At 37.0% G+C, this 20940-nt stretch carries 24 protein-coding genes and 1 pseudogene; 18 read left to right on the plus strand and 7 right to left on the minus strand.

Annotated elements, in window-relative coordinates; all coding sequences use genetic code 11:
* Nucleotides 1-92 precede the first annotated feature (92 nt).
* Both sspA and ACPT9C_RS06590 read left to right on the plus strand, forming a co-directional pair.
* The gene (sspA, locus tag ACPT9C_RS06585) at nucleotides 93-731 is read left to right on the plus strand and encodes a stringent starvation protein SspA (protein WP_110437617.1); all 639 of its coding nucleotides are present in this window, start codon (nucleotides 93-95) and stop codon (nucleotides 729-731) included.
* Nucleotides 731-1183 (plus strand): ClpXP protease specificity-enhancing factor, encoded by a 453-nt coding sequence (locus ACPT9C_RS06590; RefSeq protein WP_423717269.1) that lies wholly within the window; start codon nucleotides 731-733, stop codon nucleotides 1181-1183. The genes sspA and ACPT9C_RS06590 overlap by 1 nt, the downstream gene beginning before the upstream one ends.
* Nucleotides 1184-1218: 35 nt before the next feature.
* Here the strand turns inward: ACPT9C_RS06590 and dxs are convergent, their stop codons facing one another.
* Genes dxs through xseB form a run of 3 tightly spaced genes read right to left on the minus strand, consistent with a single transcriptional unit; the run spans nucleotide 1219 to nucleotide 4282 of the window.
* Nucleotides 1219-3096, minus strand: a complete 1878-nt coding sequence (dxs, locus tag ACPT9C_RS06595; protein ID WP_423717267.1) for a 1-deoxy-D-xylulose-5-phosphate synthase — start codon at nucleotides 3094-3096, stop codon at nucleotides 1219-1221.
* Nucleotides 3097-3137: 41 nt separating this feature from the next.
* The gene (gene ispA / locus ACPT9C_RS06600; protein WP_118795092.1) at nucleotides 3138-4028 is read right to left on the minus strand and encodes a (2E,6E)-farnesyl diphosphate synthase; all 891 of its coding nucleotides are present in this window, start codon (nucleotides 4026-4028) and stop codon (nucleotides 3138-3140) included.
* A complete protein-coding gene (xseB, locus tag ACPT9C_RS06605) occupies nucleotides 4028-4282 on the minus strand; it encodes an exodeoxyribonuclease VII small subunit (protein ID WP_005652741.1) in 255 nt (84 codons plus the stop codon). The genes ispA and xseB overlap by 1 nt, the downstream gene beginning before the upstream one ends.
* 158 nt (nucleotides 4283-4440) lie before the next feature.
* On the opposite strand from xseB, the gene thiI reads away from it, so the two are divergent.
* From thiI to cspD, 5 genes are all read left to right on the plus strand, one after another.
* Nucleotides 4441-5898 carry a tRNA uracil 4-sulfurtransferase ThiI gene (gene thiI, locus ACPT9C_RS06610; protein WP_111689024.1) on the plus strand — a complete coding sequence of 486 codons (1458 nt, stop codon included), beginning with the start codon at nucleotides 4441-4443 and terminating at the stop codon, nucleotides 5896-5898.
* Between the two features lie 15 nt (nucleotides 5899-5913).
* Nucleotides 5914-6234, plus strand: a complete 321-nt coding sequence (locus ACPT9C_RS06615; protein ID WP_111689025.1) for a YqcC family protein — start codon at nucleotides 5914-5916, stop codon at nucleotides 6232-6234.
* Nucleotides 6228-6947 carry a tRNA pseudouridine(65) synthase TruC gene (truC, locus tag ACPT9C_RS06620; RefSeq protein ID WP_118879931.1) on the plus strand — a complete coding sequence of 240 codons (720 nt, stop codon included), beginning with the start codon at nucleotides 6228-6230 and terminating at the stop codon, nucleotides 6945-6947. The genes ACPT9C_RS06615 and truC overlap by 7 nt, the downstream gene beginning before the upstream one ends.
* On the plus strand, nucleotides 6940-7098 hold the full coding sequence (locus ACPT9C_RS06625) for a YoaH family protein (RefSeq protein ID WP_111689027.1): 159 nt from the start codon (nucleotides 6940-6942) through the stop codon (nucleotides 7096-7098). Before truC ends, ACPT9C_RS06625 begins: the two co-directional genes overlap by 8 nt.
* A gap of 146 nt (nucleotides 7099-7244) precedes the next feature.
* Nucleotides 7245-7463, plus strand: a complete 219-nt coding sequence (gene cspD, locus ACPT9C_RS06630; RefSeq protein WP_021035241.1) for a cold shock domain-containing protein CspD — start codon at nucleotides 7245-7247, stop codon at nucleotides 7461-7463.
* A gap of 67 nt (nucleotides 7464-7530) precedes the next feature.
* On the opposite strand, the gene matP is transcribed toward cspD, so the two are convergent.
* Nucleotides 7531-7977 (minus strand): macrodomain Ter protein MatP, encoded by a 447-nt coding sequence (matP, locus tag ACPT9C_RS06635; protein ID WP_005628871.1) that lies wholly within the window; start codon nucleotides 7975-7977, stop codon nucleotides 7531-7533.
* A gap of 126 nt (nucleotides 7978-8103) precedes the next feature.
* Between matP and ACPT9C_RS06640 the strand changes: the two genes are divergently transcribed.
* From ACPT9C_RS06640 to rpsO, 5 genes are all read left to right on the plus strand, one after another.
* A complete protein-coding gene (locus ACPT9C_RS06640; RefSeq protein ID WP_061671208.1) occupies nucleotides 8104-9879 on the plus strand; it encodes an AAA family ATPase in 1776 nt (591 codons plus the stop codon).
* 169 nt (nucleotides 9880-10048) lie between these two features.
* On the plus strand, nucleotides 10049-10582 hold the full coding sequence (gene fabA, locus ACPT9C_RS06645) for a bifunctional 3-hydroxydecanoyl-ACP dehydratase/trans-2-decenoyl-ACP isomerase (RefSeq protein ID WP_005652828.1): 534 nt from the start codon (nucleotides 10049-10051) through the stop codon (nucleotides 10580-10582).
* Nucleotides 10583-10817: 235 nt separating this feature from the next.
* Nucleotides 10818-11546, plus strand: coding sequence for an RIO1 family regulatory kinase/ATPase (locus tag ACPT9C_RS06650; RefSeq protein ID WP_050949164.1), 729 nt, complete (start codon nucleotides 10818-10820; stop codon nucleotides 11544-11546).
* Nucleotides 11546-11677, plus strand: a complete 132-nt coding sequence (locus ACPT9C_RS06655; RefSeq protein WP_005689651.1) for a hypothetical protein — start codon at nucleotides 11546-11548, stop codon at nucleotides 11675-11677. Before ACPT9C_RS06650 ends, ACPT9C_RS06655 begins: the two co-directional genes overlap by 1 nt.
* Nucleotides 11678-11812: 135 nt before the next feature.
* Nucleotides 11813-12082, plus strand: a complete 270-nt coding sequence (gene rpsO, locus ACPT9C_RS06660) for a 30S ribosomal protein S15 (protein WP_005652821.1) — start codon at nucleotides 11813-11815, stop codon at nucleotides 12080-12082.
* A gap of 133 nt (nucleotides 12083-12215) precedes the next feature.
* Here the strand turns inward: rpsO and ACPT9C_RS06665 are convergent.
* Nucleotides 12216-12744 (minus strand): annotated as a pseudogene (locus tag ACPT9C_RS06665) (hypothetical protein); the annotation flags it as partial.
* Between the two features lie 65 nt (nucleotides 12745-12809).
* Nucleotides 12810-14249 carry a serine-type D-Ala-D-Ala carboxypeptidase gene (gene dacB / locus ACPT9C_RS06670; protein ID WP_050949165.1) on the minus strand — a complete coding sequence of 480 codons (1440 nt, stop codon included), beginning with the start codon at nucleotides 14247-14249 and terminating at the stop codon, nucleotides 12810-12812.
* A 163-nt stretch (nucleotides 14250-14412) separates the two neighbouring features.
* Here dacB and greA point away from each other — a divergent pair, with 163 nt between their 5' ends.
* A complete protein-coding gene (greA, locus tag ACPT9C_RS06675) occupies nucleotides 14413-14889 on the plus strand; it encodes a transcription elongation factor GreA (protein ID WP_050949166.1) in 477 nt (158 codons plus the stop codon).
* A gap of 39 nt (nucleotides 14890-14928) precedes the next feature.
* On the opposite strand, the gene yhbY is transcribed toward greA, so the two are convergent.
* The gene (gene yhbY / locus ACPT9C_RS06680; RefSeq protein WP_005674664.1) at nucleotides 14929-15228 is read right to left on the minus strand and encodes a ribosome assembly RNA-binding protein YhbY; all 300 of its coding nucleotides are present in this window, start codon (nucleotides 15226-15228) and stop codon (nucleotides 14929-14931) included.
* Nucleotides 15229-15354: 126 nt separating this feature from the next.
* On the opposite strand from yhbY, the gene rlmE reads away from it, so the two are divergent.
* From rlmE to sixA, 5 genes are all read left to right on the plus strand, one after another.
* Nucleotides 15355-15984 (plus strand): 23S rRNA (uridine(2552)-2'-O)-methyltransferase RlmE, encoded by a 630-nt coding sequence (gene rlmE, locus ACPT9C_RS06685; protein ID WP_050949167.1) that lies wholly within the window; start codon nucleotides 15355-15357, stop codon nucleotides 15982-15984.
* 90 nt (nucleotides 15985-16074) lie between these two features.
* Nucleotides 16075-17967 carry an ATP-dependent zinc metalloprotease FtsH gene (gene ftsH, locus ACPT9C_RS06690; protein WP_423717266.1) on the plus strand — a complete coding sequence of 631 codons (1893 nt, stop codon included), beginning with the start codon at nucleotides 16075-16077 and terminating at the stop codon, nucleotides 17965-17967.
* 123 nt (nucleotides 17968-18090) lie between these two features.
* Nucleotides 18091-18933: a dihydropteroate synthase gene (gene folP, locus ACPT9C_RS06695; RefSeq protein WP_423717265.1), complete on the plus strand. Its 843-nt coding sequence runs from the start codon at nucleotides 18091-18093 to the stop codon at nucleotides 18931-18933.
* 37 nt (nucleotides 18934-18970) lie between these two features.
* Entirely contained in the window at nucleotides 18971-20305 is a 1335-nt protein-coding gene (gene glmM, locus ACPT9C_RS06700) for a phosphoglucosamine mutase (protein WP_423717264.1), read from the plus strand.
* 58 nt (nucleotides 20306-20363) lie between these two features.
* Nucleotides 20364-20858: a phosphohistidine phosphatase SixA gene (gene sixA / locus ACPT9C_RS06705; RefSeq protein ID WP_423717263.1), complete on the plus strand. Its 495-nt coding sequence runs from the start codon at nucleotides 20364-20366 to the stop codon at nucleotides 20856-20858.
* The last annotated feature ends 82 nt before the right edge of the window (nucleotides 20859-20940 follow it).

Consider the following 20940-nt stretch of genomic DNA (forward strand, 5'->3'; position numbering starts at 1 on the left):
TAAAAAAGATTATATTGGCAAATAGGTAATGCTTTATGGTAAAATGTTGCCCCTTAAAAACCTAGAATATTTTTGGATCTTCGGAGGAATAAATGTCCAGCGCATCAAGTAAACGTTCAGTAATGACCCTTTTTTCAAATAAAGATGATATTTATTGCCATCAGGTAAAAATTGTTTTGGCAGAAAAAGGTGTGCTTTATGAAAACGCAGAGGTTGATTTGCAAGCTCTACCAGAAGATTTAATGGAATTAAATCCATACGGCACTGTGCCTACGTTGGTTGATCGTGATCTCGTATTATTTAATTCACGCATCATAATGGAATATCTTGATGAGCGTTTTCCACATCCTCCATTAATGCAAGTGTATCCTGTTTCTCGTGCTAAAGATCGACTTTTAATGTTACGTATTGAACAAGATTGGTATCCAACACTTGCAAAAGCAGAAAATGGCACAGAAAAAGAAAAAACTTCAGCATTAAAACAGTTAAAAGAAGAACTATTGGGGATTGCACCAATTTTTCAACAGATGCCTTATTTTATGAATGAAGAATTTGGTTTGGTTGATTGCTATGTTGCACCATTATTATGGAAATTAAAACATTTAGGCATGGAATTTACAGGCACAGGAAGTAAAGCGATTAAAGCTTATATGGAACGTGTGTTTACACGTGATTCTTTTTTGCAATCTGTAGGTGAAGCTGCACCAAAAAATTTAATGGATGATAAATAATGGAATATAAATCTTCTCCTAAACGCCCTTATTTATTACGCGCCTATTATGATTGGCTAGTAGATAATAGTTTTACGCCTTATTTAGTTGTTGATGCGACTTACTTAGGTGTGAATGTTCCTGTCGAATATGTAAAAGATGGACAGATTGTATTAAACTTGTCTGCCAGTGCTACGGGCAATTTACAACTTACAAATGATTTCATCCAGTTTAATGCGCGTTTTAAAGGCGTCTCTCGTGAACTGTATATTCCAATGGGCGCAGCCCTTGCGATTTATGCTCGTGAGAATGGCGATGGCGTGATGTTTGAACCTGAGGAAATTTATGATGAACTTAACATTGAGCCAGATACTGAACAACCAACAGGTTTTGATGAAGCAGTAGATAAGCCTAAAAAACGAGAAGAAAAAAAGAAAACAAAATCAGTTTCCCATTTAAGAATTGTGGATTAAGAAAAAACGCGATGAAATTATCATCGCGTTTATTTTTATAAATTACCTTGTTTTGCAATAAAGTTGAGAATTTTTTCTTCAATGCCTTTTGTATCCAATCCTAAATCTGCCAATGCTTCTTGCTGTGTCGCTTGTGGAATAAAATAATCTGGCAAACCAAGTTGTAAAAGTGCGGTTGATTTTCCTGATGAATTTAGTACTTCCGCAACAGCAGATCCCGCTCCACCTTGAATTGCATTTTCTTCCAATGTGACCAAATAATCGTGAGTTTGTGCAAGCACATTAATCATTTCAATATCAATCGGTTTTACAAAACGCATATCGACAACCGTTGCATTGAGTTTTTCTGATAACTCTAAAGCGGATGGTAATAGAGTACCAAAATTTAAAATCGCAATTTTTTGACCTTTTCGAATTAAACGTGATTTACCAATAGGAAGCATTTCTAAAGGAGTAAGTTTTACACCAACGGCATTTCCGCGAGGGTAGCGTACTGCCGCAGGTTTTCCACATTGATAACCTGTATAGAGCATTTGACGGCATTCATTTTCATCACTTGGTGTCATGATAATCATATTGGGAATACAACGCATAAAGCTGAGATCAAATGCCCCTTGGTGTGTAGCACCATCTGCGCCAACTATTCCCGCTCGATCAATCGCAAATAGCACAGGGAGATTTTGAATGGCAACATCGTGAATTAATTGATCGTAAGCACGTTGTAAAAATGTCGAGTAAATTGCGACAACAGGTTTGTATCCGCCAATTGCAAGTCCTGTAGCAAAAGTGACAGCGTGCTGTTCTGCAATTGCTACGTCAAAATATTGTTTTGGGAAGCGTTGGGAAAATTCTACCATACCTGAACCCTCACGCATTGCAGGTGTGATACCAATAATTTTGGCATCTTTTTCTGCCATTTCGCATAGCCAATCGCCAAAAATTTTCGAATAAGTTGGTTTACTATTGTTTTTGGGTAATTCGCCACTGATTGGGTCAAATTTTGGTACGCCGTGGAAACCAATCGGATCTTTTTCTGCAGGCGCATATCCTTTACCTTTTTTTGTTTTTATATGTAAAAATTGCGGGCCTTTCAGATTACGCATATTCGTAAGTGTTGCCACTAATTCCTCAATGTTATGGCCGTCCACTGGGCCAATATAATTAAAACCGAGTTCTTCAAATAATGTACTTTCTGGCGAAAACATTACACCTTTCATATGTTCTTCGGTTTTTTTCATAAAGTTTTTGATTGGAGGAACTTTATCAAGGATTTTTTTACTGCCATCACGAAGCGTAGAGTAAAGAGAGCCAGAGAAAATACGCGCAAGATGATTATTTAATGCGCCAACGTTTTCTGAAATAGACATTTCGTTATCATTTAAAATAACTAACATATCTGTATGTAATGCCCCCGCGTGATTTAATGCCTCAAATGCCATTCCCGCAGTAATTGCGCCATCACCAATTACGCATACTGTTTTTCTACCTGCATTTTCTCGTTCTGCGGCAACGGCAATGCCTAATCCCGCACTAATAGACGTAGAGGAGTGACCAACACTTAATACATCAAATTCACTTTCTTCACGCCAAGGAAAAGGATGAATACCGTCTTTTTGGCGAATTGTGGACATTTGCTCTCGGCGACCCGTTAGGATTTTATGTGGATAAGCTTGATGTCCTACATCCCAAATTAACTGATCAAATGGCGTCTTATATACATAATGCAGCGCAACGGTTAGCTCTACAGTGCCTAAACCTGACGCTAAATGTCCGCTAGTTTGACTAACAGATTCTAAAAGATAAGCACGTAATTCTTGACAGAGTTGTGGTAGCTGATCTTTATTTAAAAGACGCAAATCTTCTGGAGAATTAATTAAAGATAAAAGAGGATAATTGTTCATATTGTTAGTCATTTTAAAAACGTGATAAATTTTGACCGCACTTTTGTGAGTGTTTAACTTTTTCTGGTAATAATGAATTCAGCTAATGCACGAAGTGCGGTTGTATCAAAAGGAATTTTTTCTAATTCAGACAAAGCACTTTGGTATAGATCTTGCGCTTTTTGTTTTGCGCCACTTAATCCAAGTAATTTTGGATATGTACTTTTATCTAAATCAAGATCGGCACCCACCTGTTTGCCAATTTCTGCACTATCGCCTTCAATATCTAAAATATCATCTTGAACTTGAAAGGCTAAGCCAATGGCTTCCGCATATTGTGTTAAGGATTGTTCTAACCTTTTGTCGGTAAAATGTGGAGAACAAATGAAACCTAATTTCAATGCGGCAATTAGCAATGCACCCGTTTTGTTACGATGAATTAATTCTAATTCACTTAAACTAATTTGTTTATGCTCAGAAATAAGATCTAAACTTTGCCCTAAACACATTCCTTGCACACCAGCGCCTTGCGCTAAAATTTGAATTAAAGCCAGTTTTTGTTCAGCAGAAATATTCGGTGTTTTGGTCAATATTTCAAATGCGAAACTTTGCAGCGCATCGCCCGCAAGAATAGCTGTAGCTTCATCAAATTGGATATGACAAGTAGGATGTCCACGGCGCAAATTGTCATCATCCATTGCAGGTAAATCATCGTGAATTAAGGAATAGGCGTGAATGGCTTCAATGGCAGCAGCAGCGTAATCTAAGGTTTGTTTCTCTGCACCAAGCATTTGACCTGTTGCGTAAACTAAGAAAGGGCGAACTCGCTTACCGCCAAGTAATAATGCGTATTTCATCGCCTCAAGCAAAGGTGCATTATGACTTTTAATGCCCTCAAATTGAGCTTCTAAAAAGCGATTGATACGAGTTTGAACCTGTTGTAATTCTTCAGAAAAGTGACCCATTAAGCATTCCCTTCATAATCATTCCCTTTATAATCATTCAGTGGCGCATCTTCTGTTTTTTGCAATAAGATCTGAATACGTTGTTCTGCTTGTTGTAAACGTTCTTGCCCTAACTTAGCGAGTTGCACACCTTGTTCAAATTCTTTTAACGCTTCTTCTAACGGTAGATCGCCATTTTCTAAATGAGCAACAATATTTTCTAACTGCGCTAACGTTGTTTCAAAATCTTGTGAAGATGCGGGTTTACGCGCCATGGAATTATCCTTTTTCACGGTAAAAATTGTTTGCCATTGTACTGTATTTTACTTGAGTTGTTAAAAAATTATTTCAAGCTAGGACCAGTGGACTTTTCACTATCTTTGCGTAAAATACTCGCCACTTTAAATACCCAAGAAATACCTAAGCTATTTATATGAAATTTATCGTTAAACTTTTTCCTGAAATTATGATTAAAAGCGAAACTGTGCGTAAACGTTTCGCAAAAATTTTAACCTCTAATATCCGCAATATTTTACAGAAATATGATGAAGAAACCGCAGTTGTACGCCACTGGGATTACATTGAAGTGCGGTCAAAAAATGAAGAAAATCGTGAAGAATTAATCGCCTTGTTACAACGTATTCCTGGTATTCATCATTTTTTAGAAGTTGAAGAAAAACCATTTACCGATTTGCATCATATTTTTGAATTGACGCTTGCTGATGTCGCGCAACAACTTCAAGGCAAAACCTTTTGCGTTCGAGTAAAACGTAAAGGAAAACATAAATTTAGTTCAATTGAAGCAGAACGTTATATCGGCGGTGGATTAAATCAACATATTGAAAGCGCAAAAGTGCGGTTGAAAAATCCAGATGTGACTGTTCGTATTGATATTGAAGATGACAAAATGATGTTGGTTAAAGCACGTCACGCAGGGATTGGCGGTTATCCAATTGGGACGCAAGAGGATGTGCTTTCTTTGATTTCGGGGGGATTTGATTCTGGCGTATCAAGTTATATGTTGATTCGTCGTGGTTCTCGAGTTCATTATTGTTTCTTTAATCTTGGCGGCGCAGCCCATGAAATTGGCGTAAAACAAATGGCTTATTATATTTGGCAACGCTATAGCGCTTCACATAAAGTACGCTTTATTGCAATTAACTTTGAAGGCGTTGTCGGTGAGATTTTAGAGAAAGTCGATAACGGCCAAATGGGGGTTGTATTAAAACGGATGATGGTGCGAGCAGCAAGTAAAGTCGCTCAACGTTTTAATATTGAAGCGATTGTGACAGGGGAGGCATTAGGACAAGTTTCTAGCCAAACTTTAACCAATTTACGCTTGATCGATGAAGCCGCTGATGCCTTAGTATTACGCCCGTTAATTACGCACGATAAAGAACAAATTATTGCGATGGCGAAAGAAATTGGTACTGACGATATTGCAAAATCTATGCCTGAATTTTGTGGTGTGATTTCAAAAAATCCTACGATTAAAGCTGTTCGCGAGAAAATTGTTACGGAAGAAGGGTATTTTAATTTCGAGATTCTAGAAAGTGCGGTGCAAAATGCGAAATATTTAGATATTCGCCAGATCGCAGAAGAAACAGAAAAAGAAGTCGTAGAAGTTGAGGCAATTTCTGTATTGGGTGAAAATGAAGTGATTTTGGATATTCGTAGCCCAGAAGAAACTGATGAAAATCCATTTGAATCGGATACTCACGAAGTCATTCAAATGCCGTTCTATAAACTTTCTTCTCAATTTGGTAGCCTTGATCAAAGTAAAAATTACGTGTTGTATTGTGAACGTGGTGTGATGAGCAAATTACAGGCCTTATATTTGAAAGAAAATGGTTTTTCAAATGTGCGTGTGTTTGCAAAAAACATTCATTAATTAGGATATAAAACTATGCGTAATCAAACTAAACAGCATCTTGAACAGCTTCAAATTACCATGCAGCAGCTTAATTTATGGCAAACGATGCCCCCTGCTGCAGAGGCTTTTTTAAGTGAGGAGCCTTTTTCAATTGATACGATGTCTGCCGAAGAATGGCTACAGTGGATATTTATTCCACGCATGCAGGCTTTATTAGAAAGTAGTTCAGCTTTGCCAAATAAAATTGCCATTTCGCCTTATATTGAAGAAGCAATGAAGGAATTTGATGAATTGCAAAAATTATTAGCCCCTTTGGTTGCTTTAGAAGCACTGCTGAACAAGAAAGAATGTTAGAAATTTTATATCAAGATGAGTTTCTAGTTGCGGTGAATAAGCCTGCTGGCATGTTGGTTCATCGCAGTTGGTTAGATCCTCATGAAACTCAATTTGTGATGCAAACTTTGCGAGATCAGATTGGTCAGCACGTATTTCCTATTCATCGTTTAGATCGACCAACATCTGGCGTGTTGTTATTTGCATTGAGCAGTGAAATTGCGAATTTAATGTGTGAACAGTTTGAGCAAAAGTACGTTCAGAAATCTTATTTAGCTGTAGTGCGAGGGTATCTACAGGGAAAAGAGCGGATAGATTATCCACTAAAAATTCAATTGGATAAAATCGCAGATAAATTTTCTCAAGAAGATAAAGAGCCTCAAGAAGCTGTGACTTCTTATGAAGGATTAAAAATAGTCGAAATGCCTTATCCTGCTGGGCGTTATCAAACGGCGCGTTATTCTTTAGTTAAATTAATCCCTCATACAGGCAGAAAACATCAACTACGTCGCCATATGAAACATATTTTTCATCCGATTTTAGGGGATACACAATATGGTGACTTACATCAAAATCGTGCATTAATGTCACATTTAGGTTGTTCTCGATTATTTTTACATTCTGATAGTTTGTCTTTTATTCATCCAATAACGAAAGAGCAAATAAAAATTACAGCAGGGCTAGATGAACAATGGCATCAATTAATGAATCAATTTGGATGGGAAAATGTTTGATATTAATTTAACACACGAACAGCAACAAAAAGCAGTTGAACAAATTCAAGAACTTATGGCAAAAGGAATTAATAGCGGAGAAGCTATTCAAATAGTGGCGAAAGCACTACGAGAAATTCATAAAAATGATAAAAAAACTCCAGAAAATTAAATTTTTTGTGATCTACTTATCATTTTTGAATATTGCTCGTTGCATAACCGTTCAAAATATTTAAACATAACGGACCTATATTAGGTGATAAGGCGAGAGTCTTGTTGATTTATTGTTTTAATAGGCGAAGCCTAGAGAGGTCTTTTATGGAAATTGGTATTGTAAAATGGTTCAATAATGCAAAAGGATTTGGTTTCATTTCCGCAGAAGGTGTGGATGCCGATATTTTTGCACATTATTCAGTGATTGAAATGGACGGCTATCGTTCATTAAAAGCAGGTCAAAAGGTGCAATTTGAAGTTATCCACGGCGATAAAGGATCTCACGCCACAAAAATAATCCCAATTTTGGATACTCAAGAATAATAACAACCCTAGATTTTTTCTCTATTAGTCCTAATTTAAAAGACAAGAATTGCAGCTTGTCTTTTTTTTATTTTAATAAATTCTTTAAACTAGTTTTCATTGCTGCCATTTGATTTTCAAATTGTGCTTTGCTTTCTCTTTCATCAATCATATAGGTAATTGTTTCCGAAAGTGTCATTTTCATTTTTCGAGAATATTTAGAAAGACGTAGCCAAACCGCATATTCCAAATCAATGGATTTTTTCTTGGTATGTTGCTTTTCTCCATTAAAAAAGCGTTTACGGCGGGCGCGAATGGCTTGATCAAGCTTAATTGGTAAGGCTGGAGAAAGATGATTTTTAATCCATTCTTCAATTTTTTCTGGATAATTTTGGGATTCTAATAATTCTTGCGCTTTGGCTTCTTGTAAACTACGTTCTTCATAACGCGTGATATTTTCCCCTTCGCGATGTTTACGAATTAGGTAAATCCATTTCCAATTTGCTTCTTGATTTTCGAGTTTTTGGTATTTCATTTTTTATCATTGAGTGACGTGGTAACTGCATTAATATACGTGTTTTTATGCTGATTTTCTAGTGGATTTTCACAAGGCTATTAAATATGCGATAATGTGGCTAATTTTTCTAGAAAGAGACCAGCCGTGAGTTCATCATTTTCTCAACAACAAGCTATGGAGCAATCCTTAAATTGGCAGGCATTGCAACCTGATTTAGCAATTCAAGATTTTCCTTTAGAACCAGTGGATTTCTGGGCATTACAACCGAATGCTACACAGGCTATCGATTTATTTTTACGCCATCCAACGCGTTCTTTATTGATGATGAAAGTCGGTGAGCCAGTTGAATATGCGGAGTTATTGCAAAATTTTATATCGCAAAACCATCATAAAGTGCGGTCAATTTTTGGTGTGAATTATGTGATAGAGCAGGGGGGTTCTTTTTCTTTTCCGTATATTTATACTGAGCCTGCAAAATCTTTAGATGATAATTTTGCCAGTCAAGGAGAGGTATTAAGCGCATTGTATTGCGATCAATTCCAGCTTTTTGGTAGTTTTCGGATTCATCCAAGTTCACAAGATATTCAATTAGTGCCAGGATTAGTGCATAAAGCTAATGGCGGAGTTTTGATTTTAAGTGCGGCAACATTGTTATCTCAATTTGATTTGTGGGGGCGATTAAAACAAATTTTGCAAACCCAAACTTTTGACTGGTATTCAGCCCATCCATTTAAAAATTTACCTTGTGATATACCAGGCTATGCGCTGAACTTAAAAGTGATTGTACTTGGTAATCGTACTGAATTAGCCACTTTGGCTGAGTTAGAAGAAAATCTTTATTCTTTCGCCGATTATGCTGAAATTGAAAGTTATGTTTCTGTGGCTGAAGTGGAGGAACAAAAAACTTGGGTGGGTTATGTACAAAAAATGGCTCAAGAGCAAAATATTGAGCTAGATTTTTCGGCGTTAAATAAACTTTATCAATTATTAGTGCGTGAAAGTGAAGATCGTTTTTTAATTAATGCATCTCCTCTCAAATTAAAAGAAATATTACAAGATGCTTCAACTTTTGCAGAAAAAACAGCATTAAGTGCGGAGGATTTTGAGGGCATTTTTCAACAAAAATTAGCACAATATGGTTTTTTAAAAGAACAAACTTATGCCGATATTTTAAACGAGCAAGTTTATGTCGAAACGCAAGGCGAAATTGTTGGACAAATTAATGGGCTTTCGGTAATTGAATATCCAGGTACACCAGTATGTTTCGGCGAACCTTCGCGTATTAGTTGTATTGTACAATTCGGTGAAGGGGAAGTGATTGATGTTGAAAGAAAAAATGAACTCGCTGGAAATATTCATGGTAAAGGTATGATGATTGCGCAGGCTTGCCTTTCCAATATCTTAGATTTGCCCTCGCAATTGCCATTTTCTGCATCATTGGTGTTTGAACAGTCTTATGGAGAAATTGATGGCGATAGTGCATCTTTGGCGATTTTCTGTGTGCTAGCAAGTGCTTTGGCTGATTTGCCTTTGCCTCAAAATATCGCAATTACAGGATCGATTGATCAATTTGGACTTGTTCATTCTGTTGGTGGGGTAAATGATAAGATTGAAGGCTTTTTTACTATTTGCCAACGTCGCGGTTTGACTGGAAAACAAGGTGTAATCATTCCAATGACAACAATCCAGCAACTGAGTTTATCTGATGAAGTGAAAAGTGCGGTAAAAAATGGCGAGTTTTTTATTTATCCTGTGGAAGATATTTATCAGGCTTGTGAATTGTTATTTGAGCGTGATTTGTTAGATGAGAACAAAGATTATACAGAAAAAACAGAGCCTTTATCTCGTCTTATTCAACGTCGTATTGAGGGACGTGCCGATTCTGAACGAAAAAGTTTTTGGCGTTTTTTCCGCTCCTAATAGAGAAAAGCGAGCATTTTTTCGCTTTTCTTTTTTTCTATATATTTCTAAGAGTGACTGCTCCGACAAGTTTTGCGAACAAGTGTTAGCTATTTACAGTTTGCTGCGTTCCTTTTAAAATACATATATCAGTTATAAACTGGATTTATCATATATAAAGGAATCTGAAATGCAAAACACTTGTACACTTAATAAAAAAAGTAGCTATTCTTATGATGATTTGCTCGCGTCAGGTCGCGGCGAATTATTTGGTAAAGAAGGACCGCAATTACCCGCACCAACAATGTTGATGATGGATCGCATTGTTGAAATGAATGAAGAAACAGGTGCTTTCGGTAAAGGATACATTGAAGCCGAACTTGATATTAAGCCTGAATTGCCATTTTTTGGCTGCCATTTCATTGGCGATCCAGTAATGCCCGGTTGTTTAGGATTGGATGCGATGTGGCAGCTTGTTGGGTTTTATTTAGGCTGGATTGGTGGCAAAGGAAAAGGGCGAGCATTAGGGGTTGGCGAAGTTAAATTCACAGGGCAAATTTTGCCAACAGCGAAAAAAGTAGTTTACAGAATCCATATGAAACGAGTAATTAATCGTAAACTAGTTATGGGAATGGCTGATGGCGAAGTTGAAGTAGATGGTCGTGTTATTTATACCGCGACAGATTTAAAAGTAGGACTATTCCAAGATACCTCAGCATTTTAATTTTTCTTTATTAATTTATATAAAAGTGCGGTGAAAATTTTTCTTAGATTTTCACCGCACTTTTCCTTATTAAATTGTAATAAATTCTTAAAATATCTATAATATTCCTGCTATTTTTTCAATTTTATTAGTGGTAAATAAAATTTATTTTAAAGTTTTTTAATAGACGTTATTATAGAAAATAATAAATTAATTTCTATTTAAACTATAAATAATATACTGAAGTAGTGGGAATATGATGGCAAATGATGATTTTCAAGAATATGTGAAGCAACTGGTAACAGAACATCGAGATAAACGAATTTATCCTTTTCAATATGAAGGAAAAAAATATTGGTTGAAACAACCTGAAAAATTGAAAGGGATTTGGCTATTATTAAAACCCCATCCTAAAAAATCTTTTAAAAATGAATTACATACTTTATTGAAGCTTGCTGAACAAAATGCGCCAGTGCCAAAAGTCTCTTATTATAGTGATAATTTTTTTGTGTTGGAAAATGTGGGACTGACTGTATCACAATGGCTATGCAATAAAAATATAGATGAACAACAGAAATTTTTAATTATTTATGATGCTTGTCTTGCTTTGATTGATTTGCATGCTAAAAATTTAGTGCATGGTCGCCCTGCTATTCGAGATATTACTTGGGATAAGGGAAAAGTTACTTTTCTTGATTTTGAATCTCGCTCAAATAGCCAAAATCAAAATTGGGTAGTTATTCGGGATATGTTATTTTTCTTTGATAGTTTATGTCGAGAAGAAAATATTTCGGACACTTTTATTCAAAAAGTAACATTATATTATCAAACACATTGTGAAGCGAAAAATTGGCAAAATATGATCGTATTTTTGCAACGTTTTAGCTGGGTTTATTATCTTTTATTGCCTTTTAAACCTATTGCAAAGACAGATTTAATTGCGATTTATCGTTTATTTGAAATTTTATTGATAAAGAAAAAATGATGAAGAAAATATTTTTTATTTTTGCATTATCAGGCATATTAGCTGCTTGTACGGTGGGTGGTGTTAGTGCTGGTGGTGGAAGTAATGGCGTAGGATTAGGTGTGGGAATCGGATCTGGTATTCGCTTCTAATAATGAAAAGTGCGGTAAGTTTAATCTTTATCTTGCATTTGAGCTTATTCATCGTTAGAATGCGATTTCCTTGTCATCGCTGAGTTAGAGATCGGCGAATGATGTATTAACAACACTACCTTTTAGGAGTAAAAAATGTCTCTAAGTACTGAAAAAAAAGCAGCAATCGTTGCTGAATTTGGTCGTGATGCGAAAGATACTGGTTCTTCTGAAGTTCAAATCGCATTATTAACTGCACAAATTAACCACTTACAAACTCACTTCGCAGAGCATAAAAAAGACCATCACGGTCGTCGTGGTTTATTACGTATGGTTTCTCGTCGTCGTAAACTTTTAGACTACTTAAAACGTACTGATCTTGCTTTATACCAAAGCACTATCGCTCGTTTAGGTTTACGTCGCTAATTTTTATTACGATACTAAAAAATCAAGCCCTCGGATTTCGAGGGCTTTTTTTTATAGTTTTATTTTATAGGTGTTCTTCAGTCTAGTATCAAAATAAATTAAATATTTGGCTGATATATTAACTTGCCATTTTCTAATTTTCACATAATAAACATACATCTAATTTTAGTTGTTTGTTATGAAATTGCTGTAATGTAATACGATGACCTACGCTGAGAATGATCATTTCGGGCAAACGCTCTTTAATTGTTTGGTAGAGTAAATGCTCGGTTGTTTCATCCAATGCTGAAGTTGTTTCATCGAGAAATACGACATCTGGTTTTGTGAGTAATATACGAATAAACGCCGCTCGTTGCAGTTCACCGGGCGATAAAATCGCTTGCCAGTCATTAAATTCAGCTTAATTAGTGGGCGATAAGTGTTGCAAAAATAATAAAGGCATAAACGAAGAAAACAACGCCTTTTTCGATATTAAATCCGAATAAAGTTAATACGCCAGAAAGTGACCATAAAATAATCGTAAATTCAATGGTCGTGAGTACCGAGTTAATCACGCCTCGCACAATTTGTACGGTACTGGTAATAAATTCTCTCGCATTTTGTTCAATACGTTGATCGATATTATCTGGTAAATATCGTTCGTATTTTAGGCGATAGTATTTCTAAAAGGCTATAAAAAAACACCGCGCTTTGGATGGAAAAGTGCGGTGTTTTTTAGAAGACTTTATTAATATTTATAGAGTTCGTTATATAAGTTACGCTCAAATTGTACTAATGGAGCACGTTTGGTTTTGCTTTCCAAATCGCCCGTTGAGTAGCCATTAATAAATTGTACAAAGGCTACTTTTTCCCCTCGAGCATTTGTCATAAAGCCGGCGAGGTTATAAACCCCTTTCAAAGAACCGGTTTTAGCAATCACATTTTTGATTAATGGCGGACTAATTAATCCACCTCGCCCACTGATCGTGCCATCTACACCTGCGATGGGAAAAGTTTCCATTAAATGTAATTTATCTTCGTTTTTGGCGATGTATTCTAAAACGGACAGCATCGTTTTAGGTGCCACAAGATTATGGCGAGACAACCCTGAACCATCGGCTAAAATACTGTTGCCAAAACGAATTCCCTGTTTTTGTAATATGGATTTAATCGCTAATGTACCTAATTGAAAGGATGCAGGGCGTTTATAGTAATTGAATGCCACAGCTCGGAATAATGAATCTGCAATCTGGTTATCCGATTTTTTCATCATTTTTTTCAGTAAATCGGGTAATGGTTTGGATAAATGTTTCGCTAATAGCTGACCTTGTTGCGGTTTTTGGGGTAACAAGATTTTACCATTAAACTCAATACCTAATTGTCTTAATTGACGTTGAATAATCGCGGCAGCATAGGCATCTGTATCTTGCACGGCAAAGCTTAAGCCAAAAGGTTTAGATTGACGTGCTAAACATCCTTTTACTTGATAGCGATTATTGTCGTGTACAACAACATCGAGCTGACAATAAGGCGCTTCATTGCTATCCGCTACATAAACTTGTCCGAATACTTGAATTGGAAATTGTGCAGGTACATTGATTTTTACTGTTTCACCGGGATTTTGATTGGCATCTAGTTCGGCATAGAAACAGTTGTTATCGATATTTGCCGCTGCAGGGGGAGAGTTGAAACACATGGTGAGATCGTTCCAAATCCAACCTAATCCTCGGTCGTGACTAGAAAAAACAGAGGTATCTAATACTAAATCGCCATTAATTTTTTTGATACCTTGTTTTTTTAATTCTGCAAGTAAGCTATAAAGCTGGCCACTTGTGAGATCAGGATCGCCAGTGAAACGCACGATTAAGTGACCCTCTAAATTCCCATTTTGGATTTTTCCATTAGTTAAAAGTGCGGTCTCAAATTGGAATTGATCGCCTAACGCGAGTTTAGCAGCGACAGCTGTAAAAACTTTTTGTGTACTCGCAGGAAGCATAAAAGTTGAGCCATTATAATTCGCAATAATTTGGTTTTGATTTATATTTTTTGCGATGAAACCTACGCTAGAGCCTTCAGGCAATTTTTGTGTTAAATCTGAAACATTAATATTGGCGAAGGTTGGCAGGCTAAAGCTTATGGAAAATAAAAAGGATCCAAGTGCGGTGGAAATTGAAGATAATTTTTTCATATTAGGTTTGTTATGGTTGCTATTTTTTTTTAGACGAACAATAATAAGCCCCGAATGAAATTGAGTAAATCATTTTCTTATTTCAAGTTTATTTTTGATAATACTGCAGTAAGATTTTAGAATTTTACTGTGGTTTTTGTTTTATTTAGTAAAAGGAAAAACAATGCAACAAATTCCAATGACTGTGCGTGGCGCAGAACAATTACGTGAAGAATTGGATTTCTTAAAAAATGTACGTCGTCCTGAAATTATTAAAGCCATAGCAGAAGCACGTGAGCATGGAGATTTAAAAGAAAATGCAGAATATCACGCGGCGCGTGAGCAACAAGGTTTTTGTGAAGGCCGTATTCAAGAGATTGAAGGTAAACTTGGTAATGCTCAAGTTATTGATGTAACAAAAATGCCAAATAACGGTAAAGTTATTTTTGGTGCAACGGTTGTGCTTGTAAATACCAATACCGATGAAGAAGTCACTTATCGCATTGTAGGCGATGATGAAGCGGACATTAAATCGGGTTTGATTTCGGTAAACTCGCCCATTGCACGAGGTTTAATTGGTAAAGAATTAGATGATACCGTTAATATTACAACGCCTGGCGGTGTCGTTGAGTTTGATATTATTGAAGTGAATTATATTTAAATAAAAAAAGTGCGGTTAAAAATGACCGCACTTTTGATGTTATTTTCGTGGAAGCTGAATTTTTGCTTCTTCGCTTGGGCGATAAAGCACCAAAATATGCCCGATAGTTTGTACTTGTGCTGCTTTAGTTTCACGCACAATCGCATCGATAATAAGTTGTTTTGTTTCGCGATCTGCACCAGCAACTTTGACTTTGATGAGTTCGTGATAATTAAGTGCATTTTCAATTTCAGCAAGTACGCCTTCGGTTAAGCCATTTCCACCAAGCATAACGACTGGGTTAAGATGGTGCGCAAGACCTTTTAAAAATTGTTTTTGTTTGGTTGATAAGGTTGTCATAAGGATTCCTAATAAAAAAGAGCGGTTGATTTTCTCAATGTTTTTCACTGATTTCAATCAGCCTTGACTTGAATTTGACAGATTGTACCCAAATATAGGCGAAACGACTACAAAAAATAGAAGATTATGGGAAAGAAAAAACGTTCAGCGAGTTCTTCTCGCTGGCTAAATGAACATTTCAGTGATCAATTTGTGCAAAAAGCGCATAAGCAAAAGTTGCGTTCACGTGCTTATTTTAAGATTGATGAAATTCAGCAAACGGATAAATTATTTAAACAAGGAATGACCGTGGTCGATCTCGGCGCAGCACCGGGCGGTTGGTCGCAATACGTGGTAAGCCAAATTGGTAGCAAAGGTCGTGTAATTGCTTGTGATATTTTGGAAATGGATCCCATTGTAGGCGTTGATTTTCTGCAGGGCGATTTCCGTGATGAAAACGTTTTGAATGCTTTATTAGTGCGTGTAGGCGAAGATAAAGTTGATGTTGTGATGTCTGATATGGCACCCAATTTTAGTGGAATGCCATCAGTGGATATTCCACGTGCAATGTATTTGGTCGAGCTTGCTTTAGATATGTGTAAACAAGTCTTGACAAGCAAAGGAAGTTTTGTTGTTAAAGTCTTTCAAGGGGAAGGCTTTGATGAATATTTAAGAGAAATTCGTTCTTTATTTAATGTGGTGAAAGTGCGTAAGCCTGAAGCATCACGCGGACGATCTCGTGAAGTATATATTGTGGCAACAGGCTATAAAGGATAATTGCTTTGATAGCTTTTCATTGCTAATGATGTGTAGTATCTTGTGACGAAATTTTTTAACTTAGGAAAGGTAGGTTAGACTTTGAACGATATGGTCAAAAATCTAGTGCTTTGGGTGGTAGTGGCGGTCATTATGATGACGGCATACCAAAGTTTTAATTCATCTTCGGTAGAAAATTCTACTGATTATACGACCTTTGTTTACGATGTAAGCAACGGACAAGTGACAGCGGCACGTTTTGATGCCAATGAAATTACGGTAACTAAAACCGATGGTTCTAAATATTCAACTGTAATGCCACCACTTGAAGACAAAAAATTGCTTGATGATTTATTAAGCAAAAAAGTGAAAGTGGAAGGCACGCCATTTGAAAAACGTGGTTTCTTATCCCAAATTTTAATTTCTTGGTTCCCAATGTTATTCCTTGTTGGCGTATGGGTTTTCTTTATGCGTCAAATGCAAGGTGGTGGCGGCAAAGCAATGAGCTTTGGTAAAAGCCGCGCCAAAATGCTGAATCAAGATCAGATTAAGGTTACTTTTGCGGATGTGGCTGGTTGCGATGAAGCAAAAGAAGAAGTGGGCGAAATCGTTGATTTCTTGCGTGATCCGAATAAATTCCAAAACTTGGGCGGTAAAATTCCAAAAGGTATTCTGATGGTTGGTCCTCCAGGTACTGGTAAAACCTTGCTTGCTCGTGCCATTGCAGGGGAGGCAAAAGTTCCATTTTTCACTATTTCTGGTTCTGATTTCGTAGAAATGTTTGTGGGTGTTGGTGCATCTCGTGTACGTGATATGTTTGAACAGGCTAAGAAAAATGCACCTTGCTTAATCTTTATTGATGAAATCGATGCTGTGGGTCGCCAACGTGGTGCGGGCTTAGGCGGCGGACACGATGAACGTGAACAAACCTTAAACCAAATGTTGGTTGAAATGGATGGCTTTAGTGGTAATGACGGCGTAATTGTTATTGCCGCAACTAACCGTCCAGATGTACTTGATCCAGCTTTAACTCGTCCAGGTCGTTTTGACCGGCAAGTAGTTGTTGGCTTACCTGATGTGAAAGGTCGTGAGCAAATCTTAAAAGTGCATATGCGTAAAGTGTCTGTTGCGCAAGATGTTGATGCAATGACGTTAGCGCGTGGTACGCCGGGCTATTCTGGTGCAGATTTAGCAAATTTAGTCAATGAGGCGGCTTTGTTTGCTGCTCGAGTGAATAAACGTACGGTAACCATGCTTGAGTTTGAAAAAGCGAAAGATAAAATCAATATGGGGCCAGAGCGTCGCACTATGATTATGACGGATAAGCAAAAAGAATCCACTGCTTATCATGAAGCTGGTCATGCGATTGTGGGGTATTTAGTGCCTGAACACGATCCTGTTCACAAAGTGACGATTATTCCTCGTGGCAGAGCGTTAGGTGTAACATTCTTTTTGCCTGAGGGCGATCAAATTAGCATTAGCCAAAAACAATTAGAAAGTAAGCTTTCTACCTTGTATGCAGGGCGTTTAGCGGAAGATTTGATTTACGGCGAAGAAAATATCTCAACGGGTGCATCAAATGATATTAAAGTAGCAACTAATATCGCACGTAATATGGTGACGCAATGGGGATTCTCTGACAAATTAGGGCCAATTCTTTACACTGAAGATGAGGGCGAGGTTTTCTTAGGTCGTTCAATGGCAAAAGCGAAACATATGTCAGATGAAACCGCTCATGCAATTGATGAAGAAGTTCGTGCAATTGTAAATCGTAACTATGCGAGAGCAAGACAGATTTTGATCGACAATATGGATATTCTTCATGCGATGAAAGATGCATTAGTCAAATATGAAACCATTGAAGAAGAACAAATCAAACAATTGATGAATCGTGAACCTGTCACTCCACCGTCTGGATGGGAAGAGCACACAGGGCAAGCTGCCTATGCAAATAGCAATAATGCTCAAAGTGCGGGTGAAAATTCGGTAGATTCTAATTCCTAATCAACTCTTTAATCAACAAAGCCTTTCTTTAGAAAGGCTTTATTTTTTCCTAATGATTTTTTTCTTCAGCGTATTCCGTTATAATCGTTCGACTAAAATTAATCTAAAAATCTACCGCACTTTATGAAACTATACGCGAACAATAAATGTCTTGATTTAAGCGTTCCTAAGATTATGGGAATCCTTAATTTTACGCCTGATTCTTTTTCTGATAGCGGACAGTTTTTTAGTTTGGATAAAGCGCTTTTTCAAGTTGAAAAAATGTTGGAAGAAGGGGCGACAATTATTGATATTGGTGGTGAATCTACGCGTCCGTCATTCCTTTATAGTGATGCGGATGAAGTCTCTGAACAAGAAGAATTGCATCGTGTTGTGCCAGTAGTGGAGGCGGTGCGAAGCCGTTTTGATTGCTGGATTTCTGTCGATTCTTCAAAAGCAGTTGTGATGCGTGAAGCAGCAAGTGTTGGAATGGATTTGATTAATGATATTCGTGCTTTGCAAGAGCCAAATGCGTTAGAAACCGCAGTAAAACTAGCTTTACCTGTTTGTATCATGCATATGCAAGGGCAACCTAGAACGATGCAGGCAAATCCTCATTATGAGAATGTCGTACAAGATGTATTGGCTTTTTTACAGAAACGTACTAATGAATGTCTTTCTGCTGGTGTTAAAAAAGAAAACTTAATTTGGGACATGGGATTTTGTTTTGGTAAGTCTGTACAGCATAATTATCAATTATTACAAAATCTGAATGAATTTTGTCATAGTGGATATCCTGTGTTAGCGGGATTATCTCGCAAATCAATGATTGGCGCTGTGCTTAATAAAGCCGTCGATCAGCGAGTGATAGGTAGTGCGGCAGGTGCGCTTATTGCTGCGCAAAAAGGTGCAAAAATTTTACGCGTACATGATGTTGCAGCAACATCAGATATGCTCAAAGTTTGGCAGGCAACAGAAAATGCCTGATGATTTTATAACGATAAAAAATTAAAGGAATTGTATTATGGCAAATCGTAAATATTTTGGAACAGATGGTGTTCGTGGAAAAGTAGGTAGTTATCCAATTACACCAGATTTCGCATTAAAATTAGGCTGGGCTGCGGGAAAAGTATTGGCTTCTCAAGGTTCTAAAATGGTTTTAATCGGTAAAGATACTCGAATTTCTGGATATATGTTGGAATCAGCCCTTGAGGCAGGTTTAGCTGCTGCGGGTTTATCTGCCGCATTTACTGGCCCTATGCCTACACCTGCTATTGCTTATTTAACCAGAACTTTCCGTGCTGAAGCGGGTATTGTGATCTCAGCCTCTCATAATCCTTATTATGATAATGGCATTAAATTCTTTTCAGCAAAAGGGACTAAATTACCTAACGAAATTGAAGAAGCCATTGAAGCGATGTTAGAACAGCCGATGGATTGTGTGGAATCTGCTGAATTAGGTAAAGCAAGTCGTATTAATGATGCAGCAGGACGCTACATTGAGTTTTGTAAAGGCACATTCCCCGCTCACTTAGGCTTGGAAGGTTATAAGATCGTGGTAGATTGTGCAAATGGTGCAACCTACCATATTGCCCCTAATGTACTGAGAGAACTTGGTGCGGAAGTCATTGAAATTGGTACGGATCCAAATGGTTTGAATATTAATGAAAAATGTGGCGCAACTGATGTGACTGCATTGCAAGCTAAAGTTGTTGAAACTAAAGCTGATGTTGGTTTGGCTTATGATGGCGATGGTGACCGCATTATGATGGTCGATCATTTAGGAAATAAAGTCGATGGTGACCAGATTCTCTTTATTATTGCGCGTGAAGCATTGCGCTCAGGTCAATTAAAAGGCGGTGTCGTTGGCACATTAATGAGTAATATGAGCTTAGAGATTGCGTTGAAAATGCTTGGTGTTCCTTTCTTACGTGCAAATGTAGGTGACCGTTACGTATTAGAAAAAATGGTTGAAAATGATTGGACGCTTGGGGGGGAGAATTCTGGACATATTATCATTGCGGATAAGAATACAACGGGTGATGGCATTGTTGCATCATTAGCTGTATTGGCGGCGATGGCACAGCATAAATTATCCTTAAATGAATTAGCAAGTGCGGTTAAATTATTCCCACAAGTGTTAATTAATGTACGTTTTGCAGGTGGGGATAATCCACTTGAAAGTGACGCTGTAAAATCTGTTGCCGCAGACGTTGAAAAACGTTTAGAAGGCAAAGGTCGTATTTTATTGCGTAAATCGGGTACAGAACCTCTTATTCGAGTTATGGTGGAATGCCAAGACGCTGAACTTGCACAACAATGTGCAGAAGAAATTGCAGAAGCAGTGAAATCTCATTAATTTTTTAACCGCACTTTATTTAGTGCGGTTTATTTTTATCAAATACTTAGGAAAGCAAATGAATATTTTTATTATGCGTCATGGCGAGGCTGAAGTAATGGCCAATAGTGATAAAACTCGTCGCTTAACTGCTTATGGTATTAAACAAGCTTTTTCGCAAGGGGAGTGGTTAAAACAGCATTTAAGCACGCTAGCAATTAATTCACTAGACCGTATTTTAGTGAGCCCTTATGTCAGAGCTCAAGAAACCTTTCATCAAGTTAATCAAGCGTTTGATTTGGAGTTAGAAAATAAACTTGAAACTTGGGAGGGAATAACCCCTTATGGCCATGCGCATTCAGTTATTGATTATTTAGAAGTGCTGAAACATGATGGGGTTAAGTCTGTATTGATTATTTCTCATTTACCTTTAGTTGGAGAAATCGTTGCTGAACTGTATGGGAAACGAAATCCAATTCCATTTTATCCTGCAACCATTGCTCAATTATTATGGGATGGTAATAAATCAGAAATATTGATGCATCAAGCATCTCCTGTAATTTATTTAAAATAAACTATTCTTTTTTTACAAAAAATAAAATTTTTATTGGTTTTTTATATAATCTATTAAAAATCAATATCTTAGATGTTGTTTT

Source organism: Haemophilus sp. HN_Hi16 (assembly GCF_049823435.1).
Classification (GTDB): domain Bacteria; phylum Pseudomonadota; class Gammaproteobacteria; order Enterobacterales; family Pasteurellaceae; genus Haemophilus; species Haemophilus influenzae_D.

Coding starts and splice junctions, on each gene's coding strand:
- sspA (WP_110437617.1), top strand. CDS start 93: ATGTCCAGCGCATCAAGTAAACGTTCAGTAATGACCCTTTTTTCAAAT.
- ACPT9C_RS06590 (WP_423717269.1), top strand. CDS start 731: ATGGAATATAAATCTTCTCCTAAACGCCCTTATTTATTACGCGCCTAT.
- dxs (WP_423717267.1), bottom strand. CDS start 3,096: ATGACTAACAATATGAACAATTATCCTCTTTTATCTTTAATTAATTCT.
- ispA (WP_118795092.1), bottom strand. CDS start 4,028: ATGGGTCACTTTTCTGAAGAATTACAACAGGTTCAAACTCGTATCAAT.
- xseB (WP_005652741.1), bottom strand. CDS start 4,282: ATGGCGCGTAAACCCGCATCTTCACAAGATTTTGAAACAACGTTAGCG.
- thiI (WP_111689024.1), top strand. CDS start 4,441: ATGAAATTTATCGTTAAACTTTTTCCTGAAATTATGATTAAAAGCGAA.
- ACPT9C_RS06615 (WP_111689025.1), top strand. CDS start 5,914: ATGCGTAATCAAACTAAACAGCATCTTGAACAGCTTCAAATTACCATG.
- truC (WP_118879931.1), top strand. CDS start 6,228: ATGTTAGAAATTTTATATCAAGATGAGTTTCTAGTTGCGGTGAATAAG.
- ACPT9C_RS06625 (WP_111689027.1), top strand. CDS start 6,940: ATGTTTGATATTAATTTAACACACGAACAGCAACAAAAAGCAGTTGAA.
- cspD (WP_021035241.1), top strand. CDS start 7,245: ATGGAAATTGGTATTGTAAAATGGTTCAATAATGCAAAAGGATTTGGT.
- matP (WP_005628871.1), bottom strand. CDS start 7,977: ATGAAATACCAAAAACTCGAAAATCAAGAAGCAAATTGGAAATGGATT.
- fabA (WP_005652828.1), top strand. CDS start 10,049: ATGCAAAACACTTGTACACTTAATAAAAAAAGTAGCTATTCTTATGAT.
- ACPT9C_RS06650 (WP_050949164.1), top strand. CDS start 10,818: ATGATGGCAAATGATGATTTTCAAGAATATGTGAAGCAACTGGTAACA.
- ACPT9C_RS06655 (WP_005689651.1), top strand. CDS start 11,546: ATGAAGAAAATATTTTTTATTTTTGCATTATCAGGCATATTAGCTGCT.
- rpsO (WP_005652821.1), top strand. CDS start 11,813: ATGTCTCTAAGTACTGAAAAAAAAGCAGCAATCGTTGCTGAATTTGGT.
- dacB (WP_050949165.1), bottom strand. CDS start 14,249: ATGAAAAAATTATCTTCAATTTCCACCGCACTTGGATCCTTTTTATTT.
- greA (WP_050949166.1), top strand. CDS start 14,413: ATGCAACAAATTCCAATGACTGTGCGTGGCGCAGAACAATTACGTGAA.
- yhbY (WP_005674664.1), bottom strand. CDS start 15,228: ATGACAACCTTATCAACCAAACAAAAACAATTTTTAAAAGGTCTTGCG.
- rlmE (WP_050949167.1), top strand. CDS start 15,355: ATGGGAAAGAAAAAACGTTCAGCGAGTTCTTCTCGCTGGCTAAATGAA.
- ftsH (WP_423717266.1), top strand. CDS start 16,075: ATGGTCAAAAATCTAGTGCTTTGGGTGGTAGTGGCGGTCATTATGATG.
- folP (WP_423717265.1), top strand. CDS start 18,091: ATGAAACTATACGCGAACAATAAATGTCTTGATTTAAGCGTTCCTAAG.
- glmM (WP_423717264.1), top strand. CDS start 18,971: ATGGCAAATCGTAAATATTTTGGAACAGATGGTGTTCGTGGAAAAGTA.
- sixA (WP_423717263.1), top strand. CDS start 20,364: ATGAATATTTTTATTATGCGTCATGGCGAGGCTGAAGTAATGGCCAAT.